This window comes from uncultured Fluviicola sp. (assembly GCF_902168135.1).
Lineage (GTDB): Bacteria > Bacteroidota > Bacteroidia > Flavobacteriales_D > Crocinitomicaceae > Fluviicola.
On record NZ_CABHOL010000033.1, the window covers coordinates 51,815 to 69,319 of the forward strand.

Consider the following 17,505-nt stretch of genomic DNA (forward strand, 5'->3'; position numbering starts at 1 on the left):
GATGCGTTTTTTGACCTGGATCTTCTTACTCCTTTCGGGTTTTGTTTTCGGACAGAACAATTCGTTATTGTACCAGGTGAAAGGAAAAGACAAAAAGGTTTCATACCTATTTGGAACGATCCATATGATCCCGGATTCGCTCTATTATTTTCCCGGAAAACTGGACAAAATTATCGCCAAATCGGACGAAGTCATTTTGGAAATCGCAAATCTTTCGGATCAAAGAAAAATGATGCAATTAATGGTTCTTGATTCTGGTTCCTGTTTCGACATTTTCACTCCCCAACAGAAGGATTCAGTCATTAATTGGGGAGCGGAATTATCCGGGATTACTCCTGCCCAATTTGAAAAGGGATTCGAAAAAGTAAAACCTTTCACCCTGCTTCAGCTGAGTTTCCAAAAAATGATAACCGGAAAAGTCCGCATGGTTGACATGGAAATTGAGTCTAAGGCCAAAAGTGATCAAATACCTGTGAGCGGATTGGAAACGGTGGAATACCAAATTTCCATTTTCGATAAAATCCCTCCAAAAGAAATGGCCGAATTCATTATGAAAACTGTAAGAGATCCGGAAGAAGGTGAAAAGACTTTCAGGGAAATGGCCTTATTCTATTATCAGCAGGACTTAGAAAGCCTGGCCAGACTTATCCTGGAAAGTGATGAGTTCGGCAGTTCTGCTGAGGAACTTCTCGACAAAAGAAATCACAACTGGATCCCAAAAATGGAAGAACTGATGAAAACCAAATCGTGCTTTTTTGCAGTGGGTGCAGGACATTTAGGCGGACCAAACGGAGTAATTGAATTACTGCGCCAAAAAGGATATGAAGTAACTCCCGTTCGATATTAATATGCGTAATCTGTTATTTATACTATTGACAGGCTCTTTCGTTTTGAGCTGCAACACTTATTCGGAAGAAGAGAAAACGGGTTTCGTTTCAAAAGCGGAAGCATATGCCAAAAAACACCACTGGAAATATGAAGTCCTGGATGGAGGTTTAGTTGTAGAAGTTTTGGAAAAAGGAACCGGAACCGAAAAAATCCAGCGCGGGAGTGAATTGGAACTTTCCTACAAAGGAACACTCATAAATGGTCGTAAATTTGACCAGACAGAACCCGGAAAACCACTTAAATCCAATTTAAAAGGATTGATCGGCGGATTCCAGTTAGGCCTTTTGGGACATGTTGCCGGAACGAAAATACGCATGGTTGTTCCGCCTCATTTGGGTTATGGAGATGGTGCTTTGGATAAAATCCCAGCGAATTCAACCCTTATTTTTGAGATTTCGGTTGAAAAGGTCTTCTGAATTCAAAGAATTCATAACGTAAACTCACCAGCCCGCTTCTACTGTAATTATAGCTCGTTTTACCAGGGGTGAATTGAAAAGCAATTCCATGATTCATTTCAAATCCCAACCTGACTCTTTTAAAGAATTGATTTTTCTTTGATAAGGCAAAACTGATATCCAAAGGCACGGATATCAATAATCCCTTCGCCATTTTTGCAGTGTAATCCGCAGTTTGTGTTTCATTCAGATCTGGCGCAGGAACCGGCGACTGATAATTGTTCTCATTCACACCTTCTATATAATAATTATCCCTGATCTGGGATTGAACTACCATAGGTTTTGCAAACAGAAAATACACATCCAAACCTGTCTCAAACTGGAAAATCCGATCCGGCCTTAGTGCAAAACGCTCTCCGATTCCAATCATGGTCGATTTGACGTGGTAATACTTTTGGATATCCTGCCTCCTGTTTCCGATTACATAATAGGGACTTCCCGTTTGACTGGAATTTAAAGTATCGATAACGGTTTTATTTTCATGGTACCAATATCCGGAAACCTGAGCTTCCGATCCGTAACCAAAATGAATGGTCGTTGAGAACCTGAACTTCTTACCGGCCCATTTTTTAGTGTTATTCACGAAGGAAAATGAGAACAAAGTATAACCATCATCTGTTTTCCTACTGAGATAATCTGCACCATTCGCATTTACCCCGAACGAGTCCGGAACCTGGAATCCGGGTGTTAACTGATCCCAACCTTTTTCTGAAAAAGCAATTTTATTGGGATTAATAGCACCTGTCCCGGCTTTGAAAACATAGGAAATGGTTTTCGTTTTCAGAGAATCTTGTTTTTGAGAAAAGCTAACTCCTGTGACTAACAGAAATAAAAAAGGGATAAAGGTTTTCATCAGTTGGTTTTAATGCCCCAAAATTAGCAATTAAACCTTTATCCCTTCTTCGGTTTATCAAAAAGCAAAACGAAAATTCATTCCTCCGGTCATATTGAAATTCGTGGTGATCAATCCTCCCGTAAAAACAGTTGCGAGTCCGGGATTCAGTTCTGCTCCTATCCGCATGCGGCTCGCCACAGGACTTTTCCGCGACAATTTGAAGCTCATTTCCAATGGCACCCGCATAAGTATTCCCATAATAAAATTGCTTGAAAATGTTTCTGCACGGCTTTCATTCAATAAAGGCTGCGGATAACCAAATCCAGGACCGTTTTCGGCTATTCCTTCTACCTGATAAGAATCCAGGTAAGAAGCTCTGGTTTCACTAAGGATACTCATCATACATAAGGCATCAAACCCTGTTTCAAACTGGAACAATCTAGCGGGATTCGTAGCAATGTGCTGACCAATTCCAAACACAATACTTCTGGAGGTATACCTTTTTGCGATTGTCTGATTTCTGTTTCCATAAACATAATATTCCATTCCATTTTGACTGGATGTCAGCGTATCTATAATTTGTCGGTTCTCATGATACCAGCGTTTTTCAGCACGCAGTTCAGGACCATACCCCAGATGGAAAGTCGTTGTAGCCAGAAATTTACGACCGGGTTGTTTCGCTGAACCGTTGATCAATGAAAATGAAAACATATAATACTGATTAGCAGAAGTCGAATAATTATTGTCGTTGATATCCTTTCCATTGAGTGAGGTGGTCAAAGAATCCGGAATATCAAAGCCCGGAGTCATTTTATCCCACTGTGAACGGGTGAAATCAAATTCTACACTGTTTGCCATTCCATGTGTCATCTTCACAATAAAACGGGGATTTTTGGTGTTCAACGAATCTTTTTGCTGGGAAAAACCAATTCCTGTGATCAATACCGATAATAGAGCTATGCAGGTTTTCATAAAAATAAATTTTAATGACTGATTAACAGCGTAATCACTTATTTATTGTGTTAGAACATCTAAGACCTGTACCCCTGAAACGCTAAAGACAAAACCAACCATATTCAAATAGGAATGAAAAACCTTCATCAATCAGCTCTAAAAAGCTCATTTTCATACATTTTCAAAAATCACTAAAAAAAGCAGTTTTTCGAAACATAAAATCAATCAAAACATTGTTAAAACGAAAAGAAACCGCTATTTTTGAATCGCATTTTAAAAACGAAATCTAATTTCTCAAACATGAGTGTTCTAGTTAATAAAAACTCTAAAGTAATTGTACAAGGATTCACAGGAAGTGAAGGTACTTTCCATGCAGGTCAAATGATTGATTATGGAACAAACGTTGTAGGTGGTGTGACTCCTGGGAAAGGTGGCTCAACTCACCTGGATCGTCCTGTTTTCAATACAGTTGCTGACGCAGTAGCTAAAACTGGTGCTGATGTTTCTATTATTTTCGTTCCGCCTGCATTTGCAGCTGATGCTATTATGGAAGCAGCAAACGGAGGTATCAAAGTAATCGTTTGTATTACCGAAGGTATTCCTGTAAATGACATGGTGAAGGCAAAAGAATACCTGAAAGGAACGGGAGCTCGTTTGATCGGGCCAAACTGTCCGGGTGTTATTACTGCTGATGAGGCGAAAGTGGGTATCATGCCAGGATTCGTTTTCAAAAAAGGAAAAATCGGTATTGTTTCCAAATCAGGAACTCTGACATACGAAGCAGCTGACCAGGTTGCGAAAGCAGGTTTGGGAATTACAACTGCAATCGGTATCGGTGGAGACCCGATCATCGGAACAACAACAAAAGAAGCCGTAGAATTATTAATGAATGACCCGGAAACCGAAGGTATTATCATGATCGGTGAGATCGGTGGTAGCCTGGAAGCAATCGCTGCTCGCTGGATCAAAGAAAACGGTACAAAACCGGTAGTTGGATTTATCGCCGGTGAAACAGCACCGAAAGGACGTACAATGGGTCACGCAGGTGCAATCGTTGGTGGTGATGACGATACAGCAGAAGCTAAAAAACGTATCATGCGCGAGTGTGGAATCCACGTAGTTGATTCTCCTGCTCACATTGGTTCGAAAATGGCAGAAATTTTAGGAGTTACAGCGTAATCGCTCTAATTAATACTACAGGGTCCCCTCGGCTAAGCCGGGGGGATTTTTTATTTTACAAAAGTCTGACGTAATTTCGCAATTATATCAAAGAAACCATCCGATTGATTACCTTCAGGTGATCATTCGAACAAACAAGCCGTTATGGACAAACAACGCAAATTCAAACAATACGAATCACAAGACCCCGGGCTCGGAACAGCTTACCAGAAATCAGTCAAACGAATCCTGAACGAAGATGGTTCCTACAATATCAAACGGATTGGAACCATCCGCATGCTCAAAGATTTTTACAAATACTTAGTCGACCTCAATGCCTGGAAATTCGGTTTTTTCCTGGTGGGAAGTTTCCTGGTCGCAAACCTTTTCTTCGCGGGGATCTATTGCTGGATCGGAACGGAACATTTACATGGTATCAATCCGAACCAAAATGAATTTGTGGCAGCGTACTATTTCAGTGCTCAAACATTCACAACCGTTGGATACGGGGCCATTGCTCCTGCTGGAAATCTGACTTCCTTTGTTGCTGCTATGGAAGCCTTTGTCGGATTAATTGCTTTTGCCATCGCAACCGGTTTGATCTATGGCCGTTTTTCGAGACCATCTACCAAAATCGCTTTTTCGCACAATGTGATTATTACCCCGCACAAAGATCAAATGGCACTGATGTTCAAAATTGTCAATCAGCGAAACAGTGTACTTCTAAACACAAAAGTTCACGTTAACCTGTCATTGGTAGATGAAGATTCGGAATCGGCCATGCTAAAAAGGCAATATTACACCATTCCCTTAGAAGTCGATTTCGTGCGCTACTTTCCGCTTACCTGGACACTTGTGCACGTAATTAATGAAGATTCTCCTCTATATGACCTTACGTTAACCGAAATCAAGGGGAAATTAGCCGAACTTCTCATCATTATTGAAGCTTTTGATGAAACCTATTCACAAACAGTGATCCGCAAACATTCCTACGCCGAGCACCAATGGGCTACCGGTGTAAAATTCAAAAAGAACTTCAGTGCAGACGATACCGGAACAATCATTCTAAACATCAATGAGATCAGTGACCTGGAAGTCCTTTCCTAATTATCAATGAGCAAAGATTAAATTATCCAGCCTTGCTGCACTTGATAATTGCTAATTGATAATTTAATTAACTTTGAAGTATGACACAATACAGTTCTACTTTGTACCCGGTTATGGAACATTTCTACACTTTACAGGGTGAAGGAAAATACACGGGCACATCTGCATACTTCATTCGATTGGGAGGATGTGATGTCGGCTGTGTGTGGTGTGATGTGAAAGAATCCTGGAACGCGGACATTCATCCGAAGATGAGCGTAGCAGAACTAATGAATATTGTTTCCCAATATCCCGGAGAATTGGTCGTTATAACCGGCGGAGAACCTGCCATGTATGATTTAACAATTTTAGTAGATGCACTCCACGCTATTGGTAAGTATGTAGCCATCGAAACATCAGGTACCAGCGATTTGGCGGGAGATGTAGATTGGTATACTTTCTCTCCGAAAAAATTTAAAGCTCCGGTAGAAGAAGCATATATGAAAGCTTCCGAACTAAAAATTGTTATCTTTCATAAATCAGATTTGGCATGGGCAGAAGACCATTCTCAAAAAGTGAATGAAAACTGCGTTCTCTACTTACAGCCGGAATGGTCAAAAAAGGAACAATTATTGCCAACAATTATTGAGTATGTGAAAAATCATCCGAAATGGAAGATATCATTGCAAACTCACAAATATTTAGAAATACCTTAAACATGAAAAACGGATTATTGGTTTTATTCCTACTCGCTCTGGCTTCCTGTTCCACAGCACAAATGACCTACTCAACCAAAAACAAAAAGGCCATTGAATTATTTGAGCAAGCCAGAAATGAGCCCGCTAAATCAATAGACCCGAAAACTCATGGCCCGAATTTCGCAGGAGCAATCGTACTTTTGGAAAAAGCCCTGGAAAAAGATCCGAACTTCTGGGAAGCTCATATGGTGGAAGCTGAAATGTATGAAGAACTAAATCAGCCATACAAAGCCATCGACCACTATCGGAAAGCATTAGCTATAAATCCGAATCCTACTTCAGGAGGTGCGGCGTACTTTTACCTGGGAACATTGGAATACAGTGTCGGAGAATATGAAAATGCCATTAAGAACCTCACAACTTTTACACAAGCTAAAGGAGCTCATCCCGAAAACGTTGCCCGCGCAAAGCAAGTCATCAACGATTGTAACTTCGCAGTGGAAGCCATGAAGAACCCTACGCAATTCAAGCCGGTAAATTTAGGTCCTGGCGTAAACACCAAGGATCCTGAGTATTTCCCAACCATTACCGTAGACGGGAAAACCTTACTGTTTACTCGCTTGATCGAAGATAAACGGGTTAACGGACCTTTTCAAAAGCAGGAAGATTTTTACGTTTCCAATCTGAGTACATTCAATACCTGGGAAATGGCTGTTCCGATGCCGAAAAATATCAATACCGTTAATAATGAAGGTGCTCCGACAATAAGTGCTGACGGACGAAACCTCATTTTTGTAGCATGCTCCGATGAAAGTGGTACAAACTACGGCGATAACCGAAAAGGAAGAGGAAGCTGTGATCTTTTCTATACAAAAAGACTTGGAAATCAATGGGTAGATCCGGTAAACCTTCCGGGAGCTATCAATACCGGGAATTGGGAATCACAACCATCTTTGTCAGCCGATGGAAAAACATTGTATTTTGTACGAAAAGTCATGTCGCGAAACGGCAGACCTGATTCTGATATTTATACTTCCACTTTAAAGGATGATGGAACCTGGGATACCCCTGTTCGCTTGCCCAATACGATCAATACACCTTACATGGAAGAATCTGTCCTGATCCACCCCGACGGAAAAACCTTGTACTTCTCTTCGCAAGGGCATCCCGGAATGGGAGGTTTGGATATTTTCTTATCCAGAATGAATGATAAAGGAGAATGGAGCAAGCCTGAAAATTTAGGATATCCGATCAATACCAGTTCCGATGAAAACTCTTTGCTTGTAAGTGCCGATGGAGAAATCGCATTCTTTGCTTCCGACCGCGAAGGAGGATTCGGTGATTTGGATATTTACTACTTCATTATGCCGGAGAAATTCCGTCCTGTGAAAACGCTTTACTTTGACGGTTTGGTTTTCGATGCAATCACCAAAAAACCAATTCCCGGAAAATTCTCTCTGATCAATATCAAAACCGGAGCTGAAGTTATCAAATCAGAAGCCGACCAGGTAAACGGAACATTTACCGTTTCCCTTCCTATCAATGAAGAATACGCATTATCTGTAAGTTATCCGGGTTATACTTTCTTCTCCCAAAACTTTAACATGACGCTTGCGGATAACCAGGAGTCATTCCACATGGATGTTCCGATGGTTCCGTTATCCGCTTCAGGTACACCGACAGCACTGAAAAACGTATTCTTTGACCTGGACAAAGCAACGTTGCGTCCTGAATCATATGTAGAATTGAACAAACTGCGTGATTTATTGACGGCAAATCCGGCTACGAAAATTGAGATCGGTGGACATACAGATACACGCGGCGATGCGGCAGCTAACTTAAAACTCTCCGATGCCCGTGCAAAATCAGTAAAAGATTACCTGATCCAACAAGGAATTGAAGCTTCCCGATTGTCTTCAAAAGGTTATGGTGAAACCATGCCTATCTTCACAGATGAGGCAATCGCGAAAATGACTAAGGAAAGCGAAAAAGAAAAAGCTCACCAGGAAAACCGTCGAACAGAATACAAGATCGTGAAGTAATGCATTTCATCCGTCTCATAAGACCTGTCAATTTATTAGTCATAATCCTGACTATGTATGGAATACGAGTGTTTTTTATTCCCTACCTGTCGGAAGATGTCTTGTTAAAACGGTCACACCCGAATGAAGTACTTGATTATTTTCTGCTGGTTTTTTCAACAGTTCTAATTGCTGCTGCGGGAAATATTATCAATGATTATTTTGATGTAAAAGCAGACCGTATCAATAAACCCGACAAGCTCATAATTGGTAAATACATCAAACCCCGATGGGCCATTGTTTCTCATTGGATATTGAATTTTATCGCATTTTCGATTGCCTGCTATTTAACCTGGGAATACGAAACATTTTGGTATGTATTCATCCATTTATTGAGTATCAATGTTCTTTGGTTCTACTCCATGTATTTCAAACGAAGATTCCTGATCGGGAATTTATTTATTGCTGCTTTAACAGGATTGGTACCGTTGCTTTGCGGTATCCACTTTTTAGGACTTACCACTCCGTTCCAAAGTGCCAATTTCATGAGTGACTTCAAAGAAGGTGCAAACTGGATATCACAATTGAACCTGAAAATATTCTTTATCGTGGCTCTCGCATTTTTTGCTTCTTGTTTAAATCTCGTTCGTGAGATCTTAAAAGATATGGAAGATGTAGAAGGTGATCTTTTGTTGAAGGCAAAAACGATTCCGATCGTTTTGGGGATTAACAAAGCCAGATGGATCTCGTTAATCAGTTTGATGGCAATTATTGCCGCTTCTCTTCCCTTCCTCATCCAGGGATATTCGGTTTTCAATGAAACATTCATCCGGGTAATGGCGCCTTCATTTATGATCTATCTATTGCTGATCATTTGCTGTTTGCTATTGCTTAAGAAACCGGAACGAAACAATTTAAAGCGAATTGACCTGATTTTGAAGGTAACCATGCTGATCGGTTGCTGTATGCCTTTTTACTGGTATTTTCTATGAAAGAATTAAAATGGATCCTTGGATCGCAATCTCCCAGGAGAAAAGAACTTCTGGCCGGTATCGGTGTTGAGTTTGAAGTACGCGTAAAAGACACGGAAGAAATTTACCCGCCCTCACTTCCTGCCGAGGAAGTCCCCGAATATTTAGCGAAACTGAAAGCAGACGCTCTTCTTCCTGATCTAACAGAGCATGAAGCTGTTATTTGCTCGGATACGGTGGTCATACTCGATGGAAAGATCCTGGGAAAACCTTTCGATTATGAAGATGCCCGCCAAATGCTTTCAAAACTTTCCGGCAGAAAACATACTGTCATCACCGGAGTTTTTATCGGATCGAAAACAAAAAGCGTTTCTTTTTCAGAAAGAACGGAAGTGGAATTTGAAACACTCAGTGATGAAGAAATCAAGTTCTACATCGAAAAATACATGCCTTTCGACAAAGCCGGGTCATACGGTGTCCAGGAATGGATTGGCTATGTTGCTGTGAAACGTATGGAAGGAACCTATACCAATGTAATGGGGCTGCCAACAAATCGATTGTATAACGAACTAAAGAAGTTCACCGCAAATAAATAGGTTTTCATTTTCGGATAATTAGTTTTATGAAATTGGCAAATTTTAGGGCTATTTCATTTTTAATACTAAATTTGACGAAAATCACTATTTATGAAATACTACATCTTTTACACCTTACTGGTGCTAATGCCTCTAAGTACAGTATGTTCAGCTCAGGCAGCAGATTCCGCAACAATCAGCAGAATCATTGAACGAAATAACAAATCTCTTTTAAATGCAGTACAGGCTCAAAACAAACCTGTAACTGACACAACTGCCAAAAGTGGCAACACTATTGTAAAGCCGGCAACAACTGTTGGAAGTAAAGCAGTTCAGGACATCATCACCTTCCTGCCGGTTGCGTTTTTCAGTGTGCTTGTTTTCATGATCTTTTTCAAACTTCGGAAAGACGGAGTGAAATTAAGTGAAATACTGATCGATAAAGAAGCAGTAGCTGAGAGGAAAAAAGCGGTGGCGGTGGCAGCGGCAAAAACACTCGAAACAAAAGCAGACGTTATCAAAAGTAATCCGCAAGCTTTTACAAGTCCCGATCAGGTTACTGCAGCTACAGATGCGTTAAATCAGCCTGCAACAGATACGGAAGCAGATACTCAAAAGTCTCAAAGCACAAGCAGGTTAATTGTATTCATCTGTGGAATCACATCCATTGCTTTGGCCTGTTGTATTTGTACTTTCTATTTCTATAAATCTTTTACAGGAACGGAAAAAGTCGATCTAGGAAACCTTACAAATGTGCTTTATGGTTTAGGATTGGGAGTTCTTCCTTATGGATTTAATAAAATTGCGGCTGCATTGAAGTAGTTTGCATAAAACAGTAAGGGCGCGATTAATCGCGCCCTTACTGTTTATCTAAAATTTGACCTTATTGCTTCACAAACGGTGTTATTTCCGAACCGTTATCTCCGCTTACCCGAACCAGGTAATAACCACCTTGCAAATCGCCAACCTGGAAATCTGCTGCATAGGTTTGATTGATATTCATCACTGCCTGGTGCTTCACCACACGTCCATTCATATCAATCACTTCAATTTTTGCATTGTTTCCTACACTACCAACCAACTCTACGCGAATTTTATCCGAAGAAGGATTCGGGAAAACAAGTAATTCATTATCCTTCACTTCTTCTTTCAAATCCAGTGCAAAACCAACAGAGAAGTTGTAACGGTGGTAAGAACCGAAATCCGCAGGGAAAATTTCCTGCATGGCACCAGACACTTTTCGTACTCTGAAGGAACCGGTTGTTTCACCTTCCACCTGTGCAGAATACCAGAATCCAAGTCCGTCGTCATCGCTGTCTTCAAGGATCAATGAATAACAACCCGGTGAAAGGTTAAACGTATCTTTGTAATCAGTACCGTTCGTCAGAGTCGTTCGCTCGAAGATGACATTTTCATTCTGATCTACCAGCCTCCATTTGTTCTCGTTAGCCTTATTGTTAGTTGTCATCCAAACAAAGAATGGTCCGTCAATGACTTCCGGAGCAGTATACAGTGTCTTGAACTCGTCATTTTGGGGATATTCATCCAATGAAGCCGACCCCGAGATTTCAATTACACGTGCATAAAACCCGCTTGCAGGATTTGCTCCGAACCAAAAGTTTTGATTGGCAATCGGAATTTCAACAATCTCTTTCTGCAGGAATCCTAAATTTCCTGTCCAGGTGTAGTCAATAAAGTTACCGTAAGTAACCCAAATACGGATTTTGCAGGAAGTTAACGGAAGAGCTCCGTTGTTTTGCAAAATAACACGCGGATTCGAACAGGTAGGATTCCATTTACGGTAGTACTCGTAACTATTCGGGTTTAGAATATCTAAAATCGCAGCATCGTGCTGGAAGTTCGGTGCCGAATAGGATACCAGGTCTATGGCCGTGATGAAATTTCCTCCGGCTTGTCCCATATCATTTGCCGGAACATCTGAAATATCGTAATCAATAGATACGGTATCTCCCGGTGAAACATAAGAGGTCAATTCGTGGTCAAACTCGCGCACCATATCTCCCGGACACCATCCTTCGCGAGCATATGGCCATGTCCCACCCTGCTTTGTATTCGGGTTTTCCCCGCAGTCATCTCTCCAGATACTCCAGCTGAAACGCTCAACCCCGTCAATGATAATTTTGTGTTGCTTGTCCTGCCATTCGCAGCATGCACCATTTCCTACCTGACCATGTCCTGTCAAACGTGTTTTAATTTTGAAGTTTTCAGAGGTATCTGAAAGAACCACATTCTTTGCCTGTAAAACAACATCATTTGCCATGTCCGCATAATTGTAGGATGTCCAGTTGTTCCAAACAGGCTGAATGTCGTGTACATCCCGCGCAGGAACTCCTTCAATAAAAGCAAATTTCAGATCTATCAACTCTTGTGTATTGTGAGCAGCCAGATCCACTATCCCGTGCAGGTATTTCTGATAATCCGTCACATCGTAAATCCAGGTAAATCCTTGCGCACCAAGTGTGAAACCAATTCCATAAGGTGTAATGTAACGCCCGATTTCCACATCGTTGATTTTTTCAAAAGCTACTTCATGATAAGTAATTGCTTCGTTGGTAAGTGTTGCATCTACTGTACTCGGAGCTGAATGAATAACAGATCCGGTCGTTGAAAGGGTATCAACTGTTCCCTGATCATAAGTCAACATGTTTGAAACAATGTGAAAGCTGTGCGGCCCTTCAGTGTACTCAAACACCACGCTCGGAGTCGGGAACTGAGTTACCAATACCGAGTCAGTTGTTGCTGCATTCATGGTTCCCTGGATCAGGTCAATTTTCGGACTAGCAGATACATTTTCAATACCTGCAATAATCGGCTGATTGTTCTGAACCATATTCAAAGCAGAACACATTCCCAAACGGTTGTGGCCGGAACGATCTATCAAAGCCAATTGTCCGTCAAAATCGTAGTACACTTCCAGGTCCGAATAATTCGGGTGTGAAGCTGCAATCTTCTTGTCTTTCCAGGACGAAACTGTTGCTGCATCCAGAGCGGCTGACCAAACTGAAAATTCATCGATAGAACCTGTCCAATTATTGTTCAGGTCTTTTCCGGCTCCCAAAATAAACTTCGTAATGGTTGCAACAGGAATCGTTAACCCCGTTCCGGAATGCCACTGAACACCGTCCTTGTAGATAAACATTTCTCCGGTAGAAGTCTTTTTTACGAAAGCCCAGTGGTGCCAGGCATTGTCAACATCTGCCGCTGCTGTCGCAGTTTTTTGGATTCGGTCATAACCTGTTCCTTGTCCGGCATCCCAATAAATATTATCATTCGACCATGGCAGGTGAATATTCAAAATACGGTTATTTAATGAATCTGCCGCTTCAATAATAGAAGTTGAAGCACCTGTGTTTCCATTTCCCTTTGCCCAAAACGCAATCGTCATGTCTCCTCCCAGGTTCACATTGTTGAGATTAATCTCCGCATAATTGCTGCCACTCGTCGTCAATACACCATTGGAATTATCAAAACTCAATGTATTGGAACCGGAAACAGCTGCCATTTCCAAATCAACTTGCGAAAGTCCCTGGCGTGCATCCGTAAATTTCAACTCAATGATCAAATTCGAAGAACCGTCATAGGTAAAAGGAGTTGAAAAGTTCACTGTATTCGAACCGGTTGAAATACCTGTAAGCGAATTGTTGTAAACCGTTGTAAATCCGCTTGTTTCTAAAGCTGTAAGCGTAGACATAGCTGTCGACTTCATACGGATCTGCACTCCCTGAAGAGATGCGAATGCATTGAGGATATTCAGGTTCATTCCCTGGATATCTCCTGCAAGAACCCCACTGGTAGCTAATTCACTTGCCGGAATGATCCACTGAATTGTTTTTCCGTTTCCATTCGTACTTACCAGTGTTAATGGAACAGTTCCTGTCCCGGATACCGGGTGAATTAACGGAACCAGCGGTGTACGCTTTTGAACCGGTACCCATCTTTGGTCGTAATACACATTCGAATAAGCGTACGTTGCCGGTGAAAGTGTATTTATCCGGTATTTATTCCCGTTAACCTGTACGGAATCCATAATCCCGGTGTGGTCGAAAATACGGGTATATGTCAAATAATCCCATTCACCGCAATCATAATTATCCCAGGTTGTCAGCGGACTGCATTTCAGTTTGTAATACATCAGCACTTTTTCAAAGCGCTTGGTATCTAAACTTGCCGGAAATTGGAATTCAGCTCTTCTTGTGCTGATGGTATCAAACGTATAAGTTTGGACCCATGTAGTATCCTGTGCAGCAGACATCATTGCCGAGAGTCCGAGGATACCGGAGAGAATCCACCGCAGCGGACTTAAAGTCAGTTTTTTCATGTTCTTTAATCAGTATGATCGTAAAGATAGTCCAAACGACCCTCCAAGCCTATATCGATTTTGCGACATTTTTGGGACAACGGTCTCTTTTCTTGCAGAGCCGATCAATAAACCTTGTAGATTGGAAGGCGGTTAAATGTCTTTTTTTCAAAACGTTGGCAGTTCTGATAAACAAAAAAAAGCTGAGCCTCGGCACTTTTAGCAAATTCCGGGTCATCAGACTTCTTCTTTTCAAGCTGCTCCCGGAGGCTTGGATTCTCTTCGAGGATTTTTGTAGCTTCGTCTTCAAAAACGTAGGCCGAAAAATATTCTTTCTCCTGGATATAACTATCCATCAAGTTCCAGGCAAAGTATGAATCCTCACAGCGTGGTTCCAAAACACTTATTATAAAATTGATCTTAGGCTGGTCACACGGAACCCAGATACTTCCGGCCGGAATAAGCACTTCCTCCTCCTGCTCCATACTTTTCACTTTCCGATGCAGGTAGTGTCCTTCATAAGGTTTCGTCCCCGATTCAAAGTCCAGAATACGGATCGTATGCACTTTTTGAGAGTGGCTTTTATTTTCTTCCGTGTACCGTATACCATTCGCTTTTAATCGTTCAATCACAGCTATTGCCTCTCCCGAAACGAGATATCCCATCGGAATTTTTACGGAATCACGTGCTACATAAGTTTGGTAATACGGAATGTATTTGGTAAATGGTTTCGAACGATCGTAGAACAAACGATTTTTCCCGGAAACACTGCTTGGTTTATAACCAAAATCATATCCTTTAAACAGGATGGAATCTTTTTTATCCGTCAGCTGGTAATTGAATTTAAAGAATTTGGAGACCTGGTGCTCGCCACTTAGGAATGCTTGTTTCCTTGCACCTTCAATTCCCTGTGCTGCCGACCCGACCCAATGGAATAAAAAGTCCAAATAGTCTTTCGTAGCCTGAACACGCTGCGGGAACGGTTTCAGCATGTGAGTTTCAACGGTAATACTCAATGCATTGAAAAGTGTTCCATAACCTTGTGCATATCTTGGCAGATCATTGAAGGCTTCAATACCTGATTCCGGGGTTTCTCCTTTTGTTTCTACATATGGCGACCAATCCCAGCCTTTCTTTTTGAGTGTTTCAGTTAGATAGGGGATGTATTTTTGGTTAAACAGATTGTACATTCCCGGAGACATTCGCTCTTTCATGGGATGGATCAATGTGAGCGTGTATTGATAATCCGCGCCGTTGGAAACATGGGTATCTACAAATACGTCCGGGTCCAATGCCTGGTATATTTTTGCAAACGTAAACATGTTCTTCGAATCCATCTTGATAAAATCACGGTTTAAGTCCAGGTTCTGGGCATTCCCTCTAAATCCGTATTCTTCCGGACCATCCTGGTTTGCCCTGCTGAAAGAAGAACGGTTCATCATTCCTCCCACATTATATGCGGGAATAATGGCAATTACGGGTAAATTTTTCGCCTGTTTTCCTTTTTTGATCCACTCTTCGATCCACAGCAAACAAGCATTTACTCCATCCGGTTCGCCGGCATGAATGGCATTATTGATTAAAATGGTTGTCCGTGCTTTCGCTTTCTGAAATGTCTGCAGCGAATCTCCTGCTCCGTTAAGAATAACCAGGTAAATCGGGTATTCCGTATCGGATTCCCCCATTTGGTACAATTCAATTTCCTGGTGATCGGAATCCCACTTTTTGTAACTATCAATCAACTCGGGATAAGTCGGAGTTTTATTCCCATCCCATTGAGCCAATCCGAAAAACGGAAAAATCAGTACGAAAAATGTTAGTTTCATGTGCTAAAAGTAGTTCAAAAGGTTTAAAACTTCTTCGCTCTGTGAGCTTCGAAGGTTTAAAAAGTTGAAAAGATAGCCAAATTAAACCGGGGCACTTTGATTGAACATACTCCGGAGCTTTTACATTTGATAGTTCCATGAATTACAAGGCAAAATTCATACACATGGACACTTCCGAAAACGTTTCTGATAAAACTACTTAGGAAGGTTTCACCAGATCTATAGATTAGTTGTTCTTACACTATTTAAAAACACTGAAAAACAATACATTAATCTAAAATCTGTTCACAAATTTATGAAGACATGAATTCATGAATTCTAAAATTAACCGGCTATTTTTTCATTGATCCCGTCTTCAAACATTCCTCTGCGATGATTGATGCCCCATTGTATCATGCTGTTCATCACATCACTTAGTTGTTTGGCAGATTCTGTCAACTCATATTCAATAGTTACCGGAATGGAATCATAAACGGTACGTTTCACAATTCCGTTCAGTTCCAGCTCTTTTAATTCCTTGGAAAGCATCCGCGGAGTGATTTTAGGAATGTTGCGCTGGATTTCGGTAAATCGCTGCTTCCCGAATGACATCGTCGCTATAATCGGTATTTTCCATTTCCCAGATATAACATTCAAAGTATCATTAATCGCTAAAACGAACTGGATAGGACACGCCTTTGCTTCTTCAAAACTGATCTTGTATTCCATAACTGCAAAATTAAATCATCCAACTATACAAAAGGATATCACTATACAAAAGTATACAACTTCTTTTTATATAGCAAGCATCTATAGCTTTGTTGCACAAACCCTGATGCTGAATATCAGGACTTATTAGCAATTTAAAAAATAGAACAGATGATTTTAATTACAGGTGCAACAGGAAATTTAGGAAAAGCAACAGTTGAATTTCTTTCGAAGAAAATCCCTTCAGGGAACATCGCAGTTTTGGTACGTGATGAAAATAAAGCTTCCGACTTAAAGGCTTTAGGCGTTGATGTAAGAACCGGAGATTACCATGACAAAGACTCATTGGTAAAAGCATTCCGGGGAGTTGAAAAACTGCTTTTGATTTCTTCCAACGATTTCAATGATCGTTTGGGACAACAAAAAAACGCAGTCGACGCAGCTAAAGAAGCCGGCGTGAAACACATTCTTTATACGGGTGTTTCCATGCAAAACTTCGAGCATTCAGCTTTGAAACAAATTATGGGAGATCATTTTGATACCGAAAAACACATTTTGGAATCAGGATTAACTTATACATTCCTTCGCGACAATCTCTACGCAGATGTCCTTCCAATGTTTATCGGAGAACACGTATTTGAAACAGGGATTCATTTCCCTGCAGGAGAGGGAAAAGTTCCTTTTTCTCTGAGAATAGAAATGGCCGAAGCTTTTGCAAACGTGTTGAGTTCGGAAGGTCATGAGAACAAGATCTATGAGATTTCGAACGGTGAAAGTTATTCATTCCAGGATGTGGCCAATGCGCTTTCTGCTCATACCGGAAAAACAGTTGCATACCATACAGTTTCAGCTGATGAATTCGCAAAAGCCTTAAATGGAGCAGGCGTTCCGGAAGCCATGATCGGATTTTCTTTAGCCTTTGCAACAGGAGCCAAAGACGGCGACTTCGATATTCCAAATAACCATCTGGAACAGCTTCTGGGACGAAAGCCAAGTTCATTGAATGAAGCAATCCGCGAAATTTACCAATAAT

15 protein-coding genes are annotated in these 17,505 nt (G+C 41.1%); 10 read left to right on the forward strand and 5 right to left on the reverse strand.

The window, feature by feature from the left end; all coding sequences use genetic code 11:
* Position 1: 1 nt before the first annotated feature.
* Positions 2-847, forward strand: coding sequence for a TraB/GumN family protein (locus tag QZT69_RS12355; RefSeq protein ID WP_294674572.1), 846 nt, complete (start codon positions 2-4; stop codon positions 845-847).
* A gap of 1 nt (position 848) precedes the next feature.
* Positions 849-1,304, forward strand: a complete 456-nt coding sequence (locus QZT69_RS12360; protein ID WP_294674575.1) for an FKBP-type peptidyl-prolyl cis-trans isomerase — start codon at positions 849-851, stop codon at positions 1,302-1,304.
* Here the strand turns inward: QZT69_RS12360 and QZT69_RS12365 are convergent.
* Together QZT69_RS12365 and QZT69_RS12370 are read right to left on the reverse strand one after the other, a co-directional pair.
* Positions 1,270-2,196: a hypothetical protein gene (locus QZT69_RS12365; protein ID WP_294674577.1), complete on the reverse strand. Its 927-nt coding sequence runs from the start codon at positions 2,194-2,196 to the stop codon at positions 1,270-1,272. The two genes, QZT69_RS12360 and QZT69_RS12365, sit on opposite strands and share 35 nt — an antisense overlap.
* A 57-nt stretch (positions 2,197-2,253) precedes the next feature.
* Positions 2,254-3,150: a hypothetical protein gene (locus QZT69_RS12370; RefSeq protein WP_294674579.1), complete on the reverse strand. Its 897-nt coding sequence runs from the start codon at positions 3,148-3,150 to the stop codon at positions 2,254-2,256.
* Positions 3,151-3,432: 282 nt separating this feature from the next.
* Between QZT69_RS12370 and sucD the strand changes: the two genes are divergently transcribed.
* The 7 genes from sucD (at position 3,433) to QZT69_RS12405 (ending at position 10,463) form a co-directional block, all read left to right on the forward strand.
* Entirely contained in the window at positions 3,433-4,311 is an 879-nt protein-coding gene (gene sucD, locus QZT69_RS12375) for a succinate--CoA ligase subunit alpha (protein WP_294674580.1), read from the forward strand.
* A gap of 144 nt (positions 4,312-4,455) precedes the next feature.
* A complete protein-coding gene (locus QZT69_RS12380) occupies positions 4,456-5,397 on the forward strand; it encodes an ion channel (protein ID WP_294674582.1) in 942 nt (313 codons plus the stop codon).
* An 80-nt stretch (positions 5,398-5,477) separates the two neighbouring features.
* Positions 5,478-6,092: a 7-carboxy-7-deazaguanine synthase QueE gene (locus QZT69_RS12385; RefSeq protein ID WP_294674584.1), complete on the forward strand. Its 615-nt coding sequence runs from the start codon at positions 5,478-5,480 to the stop codon at positions 6,090-6,092.
* On the forward strand, positions 6,047-8,116 hold the full coding sequence (locus QZT69_RS12390) for an OmpA family protein (protein WP_294674585.1): 2,070 nt from the start codon (positions 6,047-6,049) through the stop codon (positions 8,114-8,116). Before QZT69_RS12385 ends, QZT69_RS12390 begins: the two co-directional genes overlap by 46 nt.
* Before the next feature lie 53 nt (positions 8,117-8,169).
* Positions 8,170-9,087 carry a geranylgeranylglycerol-phosphate geranylgeranyltransferase gene (locus QZT69_RS12395; protein ID WP_294674587.1) on the forward strand — a complete coding sequence of 306 codons (918 nt, stop codon included), beginning with the start codon at positions 8,170-8,172 and terminating at the stop codon, positions 9,085-9,087.
* Positions 9,084-9,662, forward strand: a complete 579-nt coding sequence (locus QZT69_RS12400; RefSeq protein ID WP_294674590.1) for a Maf family nucleotide pyrophosphatase — start codon at positions 9,084-9,086, stop codon at positions 9,660-9,662. Before QZT69_RS12395 ends, QZT69_RS12400 begins: the two co-directional genes overlap by 4 nt.
* A 90-nt stretch (positions 9,663-9,752) precedes the next feature.
* Positions 9,753-10,463 (forward strand): hypothetical protein, encoded by a 711-nt coding sequence (locus tag QZT69_RS12405; protein WP_294674592.1) that lies wholly within the window; start codon positions 9,753-9,755, stop codon positions 10,461-10,463.
* Between the two features lie 61 nt (positions 10,464-10,524).
* Here the strand turns inward: QZT69_RS12405 and QZT69_RS12410 are convergent, their stop codons facing one another.
* From QZT69_RS12410 to QZT69_RS12420, 3 genes are all read right to left on the reverse strand, one after another.
* Positions 10,525-13,980, reverse strand: coding sequence for a LamG-like jellyroll fold domain-containing protein (locus QZT69_RS12410; protein ID WP_294674594.1), 3,456 nt, complete (start codon positions 13,978-13,980; stop codon positions 10,525-10,527).
* A gap of 104 nt (positions 13,981-14,084) precedes the next feature.
* Positions 14,085-15,785 (reverse strand): M14 family zinc carboxypeptidase, encoded by a 1,701-nt coding sequence (locus QZT69_RS12415; protein WP_294674596.1) that lies wholly within the window; start codon positions 15,783-15,785, stop codon positions 14,085-14,087.
* Positions 15,786-16,109: 324 nt separating this feature from the next.
* Positions 16,110-16,493, reverse strand: a complete 384-nt coding sequence (locus QZT69_RS12420; protein WP_294674598.1) for a helix-turn-helix domain-containing protein — start codon at positions 16,491-16,493, stop codon at positions 16,110-16,112.
* A gap of 150 nt (positions 16,494-16,643) precedes the next feature.
* Between QZT69_RS12420 and QZT69_RS12425 the strand changes: the two genes are divergently transcribed.
* Complete coding sequence (locus QZT69_RS12425; RefSeq protein ID WP_294674600.1) at positions 16,644-17,504, forward strand: SDR family oxidoreductase; 861 nt, start codon at positions 16,644-16,646, stop codon at positions 17,502-17,504.
* The last annotated feature ends 1 nt before the right edge of the window (position 17,505 follow it).

Coding starts and splice junctions, on each gene's coding strand:
- QZT69_RS12355 (WP_294674572.1), top strand. CDS start 2: ATGCGTTTTTTGACCTGGATCTTCTTACTCCTTTCGGGTTTTGTTTTC.
- QZT69_RS12360 (WP_294674575.1), top strand. CDS start 849: ATGCGTAATCTGTTATTTATACTATTGACAGGCTCTTTCGTTTTGAGC.
- QZT69_RS12365 (WP_294674577.1), bottom strand. CDS start 2,196: ATGAAAACCTTTATCCCTTTTTTATTTCTGTTAGTCACAGGAGTTAGC.
- QZT69_RS12370 (WP_294674579.1), bottom strand. CDS start 3,150: ATGAAAACCTGCATAGCTCTATTATCGGTATTGATCACAGGAATTGGT.
- sucD (WP_294674580.1), top strand. CDS start 3,433: ATGAGTGTTCTAGTTAATAAAAACTCTAAAGTAATTGTACAAGGATTC.
- QZT69_RS12380 (WP_294674582.1), top strand. CDS start 4,456: ATGGACAAACAACGCAAATTCAAACAATACGAATCACAAGACCCCGGG.
- QZT69_RS12385 (WP_294674584.1), top strand. CDS start 5,478: ATGACACAATACAGTTCTACTTTGTACCCGGTTATGGAACATTTCTAC.
- QZT69_RS12390 (WP_294674585.1), top strand. CDS start 6,047: ATGGAAGATATCATTGCAAACTCACAAATATTTAGAAATACCTTAAAC.
- QZT69_RS12395 (WP_294674587.1), top strand. CDS start 8,170: ATGTATGGAATACGAGTGTTTTTTATTCCCTACCTGTCGGAAGATGTC.
- QZT69_RS12400 (WP_294674590.1), top strand. CDS start 9,084: ATGAAAGAATTAAAATGGATCCTTGGATCGCAATCTCCCAGGAGAAAA.
- QZT69_RS12405 (WP_294674592.1), top strand. CDS start 9,753: ATGAAATACTACATCTTTTACACCTTACTGGTGCTAATGCCTCTAAGT.
- QZT69_RS12410 (WP_294674594.1), bottom strand. CDS start 13,980: ATGAAAAAACTGACTTTAAGTCCGCTGCGGTGGATTCTCTCCGGTATC.
- QZT69_RS12415 (WP_294674596.1), bottom strand. CDS start 15,785: ATGAAACTAACATTTTTCGTACTGATTTTTCCGTTTTTCGGATTGGCT.
- QZT69_RS12420 (WP_294674598.1), bottom strand. CDS start 16,493: ATGGAATACAAGATCAGTTTTGAAGAAGCAAAGGCGTGTCCTATCCAG.
- QZT69_RS12425 (WP_294674600.1), top strand. CDS start 16,644: ATGATTTTAATTACAGGTGCAACAGGAAATTTAGGAAAAGCAACAGTT.